Origin of the sequence: Mycobacterium sp. E3198, from assembly GCF_001667015.1 — a bacterium.
Lineage (GTDB): Bacteria > Actinomycetota > Actinomycetes > Mycobacteriales > Mycobacteriaceae > Mycobacterium.
The window spans coordinates 1-2642 of sequence record NZ_LZIS01000238.1 but is presented as its reverse complement, the minus strand read 5'-3'; the positions used below and the strand labels follow the sequence as shown (position 1 = coordinate 2642).

General features: G+C 67.7%; 3 protein-coding genes. 1 reads left to right on the top strand and 2 read right to left on the bottom strand.

What is annotated here, in order from left to right; all coding sequences use genetic code 11:
• Positions 1 to 179 precede the first annotated feature (179 nt).
• Both A5673_RS24370 and A5673_RS24365 read right to left on the bottom strand, forming a co-directional pair.
• The gene (locus tag A5673_RS24370; protein ID WP_068238576.1) at positions 180 to 830 is read right to left on the bottom strand and encodes a GAP family protein; all 651 of its coding nucleotides are present in this window, start codon (positions 828 to 830) and stop codon (positions 180 to 182) included.
• Positions 831 to 1008: 178 nt separating this feature from the next.
• Positions 1009 to 1812, bottom strand: a complete 804-nt coding sequence (locus tag A5673_RS24365; RefSeq protein WP_068238574.1) for a Stf0 family sulfotransferase — start codon at positions 1810 to 1812, stop codon at positions 1009 to 1011.
• Between the two features lie 100 nt (positions 1813 to 1912).
• On the opposite strand from A5673_RS24365, the gene A5673_RS24360 reads away from it, so the two are divergent.
• On the top strand, positions 1913 to 2642 hold a 730-nt coding region (locus A5673_RS24360), incomplete at its 3' end, for a bifunctional 2-polyprenyl-6-hydroxyphenol methylase/3-demethylubiquinol 3-O-methyltransferase UbiG (RefSeq protein ID WP_197518466.1).

Sequence of the window (2642 nt, the reverse complement as noted above, 5' to 3'; positions counted from 1 at the left end):
CCGGGATCATCAGCTCGAAGTTCTACACCACGCTGGTGGTCGCGGCCGTGCTCACCTCGCAGCTCGCCGGCGCCTGGCTCGACCACGTTCTGCGCAAGGGTTGGCCGCTGCTGAAGTCGGACGTGGCGAACGAACCCGTGGCGGTGGCCACACCGCAGGCGCCCACGCCCGCCTAGCGTTCAGGCGCCGGCTAAGCCCACCGCCAACAGAACGCAGCCGACACCCGCCAGCAGAGCGGCGACCTCGATGCGGCGTCGCGACCGGATCCAATCGTGTAGCGCGCCCATCGTGGCGCGTGTCTTTCCGGGCGCCACGAGATAGGCGAGCAGCGGAACCTCCACCAGCGCGAAGGCCACGACATTGAACATCACCAGCGCCCCGACCTGCGACGCGGCCGCGGCGCCCGAGGCCAGAATGACGGCCAGCGCGGCCAGATAGTCCACCGATGGCAGCGCGATTCCCAGCCCGGCCGCTCCCGCCACCCACAACGAACGCCCGTTCAGCAATCGCTGGGCTTGTGCCGCCAACCGTTGGGGCACCACGGCGCGGCGCGTGTCGGGCTTCACGATCACCACGGCCGCGATCACGAGTGCCAGCAGGCCGATGGCGATCTGCACCCTGGGCAATGTGAAGTACGTCGATCCCAGCAGCCTGCGGCGCAGCACGAACAGGACGACCAGGCCCACGGTCAGGCCCATCGCGAAGCCGCCGCACAGGAAGGCGAGCAGTTGCAGCATTGGCCGGGGCCGATTGAGCATCAGCACCGTCATGCCGACCCGGAACGGTTCGAGGCTCACGGCGACGGCCATCACCAGGATCGTGATCAACATGACGGCCGCCAGGTTACCGTCCGGCGTTCGCTGCGTGGTTACGCCCCAATGGAGCTTCCGCCGGCTCCTTCTCGGCTTCCTGCGCGTCGACGCGCAGCGTGCTCACGGCGTCGCCGGGGGATCCTGGGAAGCGTGGCGTGGCCGGCGTTGGGGGCCAACCGATTCGCTTTCGCCGGAGTTAGGTCGGTAACCCGTCCCGCTCGGCGTCGGTGCGGTACCGCTCCACCCATTCGTCGGAGCGTTGGTCGGACTGGCGTTCCAGCGCCGGCTCGGGCGCCAGGCGCGGGTCGAGCCCCAACGCATCGAGGATGGTGGCCACCACCTGAGTCAGGTTGCGCCACAACACCGGATACGGAACTTCCATCGGCTCGACACCTTCCTCGGCGAACCAGGTTCGCCAGCCCTCCTCCTGGGCCCGCAGCATGGTGACCACGTGCGCGATCGCGCCGGCGTGGTAGGTGGCGCGCGCATCGCGGACCGGGTCGGGCCTGCCGCGCCACACCCGGGTTTGCACCGCGCGCCAAAACGACACCGCCTGCGACACCACGTCGGGCCGGTGCACGTGGATGAGGAGCGGTTCCTCGCCGACGACGTCGCGAATCGCTGCGCGCAGGCCGTCGCCGGATCGATTCGGCAGGTCTTTCGCGCGGTTCAACAGCAGCGGTGTCTGGTTCCACATCAACTTGCCGCCCCACACGCCGTTGGGCGTCCGCCCGACCGTGCGGATGTAGTCGCGCCAGATCTCGGGCGGTGCCAGGTCGGGCGTCCCCGCGTCCAGGGGGTCGAGCAGACCCAGGATCGACTCGTCGTCCACGCCGGTGAACCACTCCCGCGGCTGCGGGGACTGGCTGGTGGCCGGCAGGTACTGAAAGAACTCCTGGGGCTCGCCGGCCACCCCGGTGGAGCGCAGGGATTCGACCAGCAGCGTGCTGCCGCTGCGCTGAGAAGCCAGCACCAGATATGACGACGGGCTTTCAGTCACCAAGGAAGCCTAACCGCAGGAAAACGGCCCGCAACTCGACCGATTGGCTTCACGCCGAACATAAGTATTGCCCGCCTGGCGGCGGCCGCCGGATGCGATGATGACCGTCGTGCAAAACTCCGCCAAGGAGTCGGCCCGCCGAATCATCTGGCGCGCCGACCGGGGAACCACCGCCGAGCTGCGTCGACGCTTCACGCCCCTGAATCCGGTGGGCGTCGACGGCTTTCGTCAATACCTGCGCGAGAACTGGTCGACCGAGGACTACTGGGATTCCCAGGTTGGGCGCCACGACATGGACGAGCACGCCGTCGGGCGGCTGATCTACGACCGGCACGAATACGTGCCGTGGCTGGATGGCCTCCGCCGCCTGGACGGCGCGCGAGTGTTCGAGATCGGCTGCGGTACTGGGTCGTCCGTGATGGCCCTGGTCGAGCAAGGCGCCGAGGTCACCGGGATCGACGTGGTGGAGGAGTCCCTCGCCGTGTCGCGGGCTCGGTTGCGTTTCTTCGGGCTCGGCGAACCGCCCCTGCATCACCTGAATGCGACCGAGATAGCTTCGCATTTCGATCATGCCGGCTTCGATTTCGTCATCTTCTTCGCGTCGTTGGAACACATGACGTACCAGGAGAGGTTGACCAGCCTGCGAGCCGCCTGGCAGCTCTTGGCCGACGGCGGGATCCTTTGCGTCATCGAAGCGCCCAATCGGCTATGGCTTTTCGACGATCACACCGCCGACTTGCCGTTCTTCCACTGGCTGCCGGACGAGATAGCTCTGGAGTACCTGAAGCGGACGCCGAGGTATCAGGCGTCGGCGTTCGACACCACGGCGG

Bases quoted from the DNA above. Each gene is read 5' to 3' on its own strand.
- A5673_RS24370 (WP_068238576.1), bottom strand. From the start codon at position 830: ATGTTGATCACGATCCTGGTGATGGCCGTCGCCGTGAGCCTCGAACCG.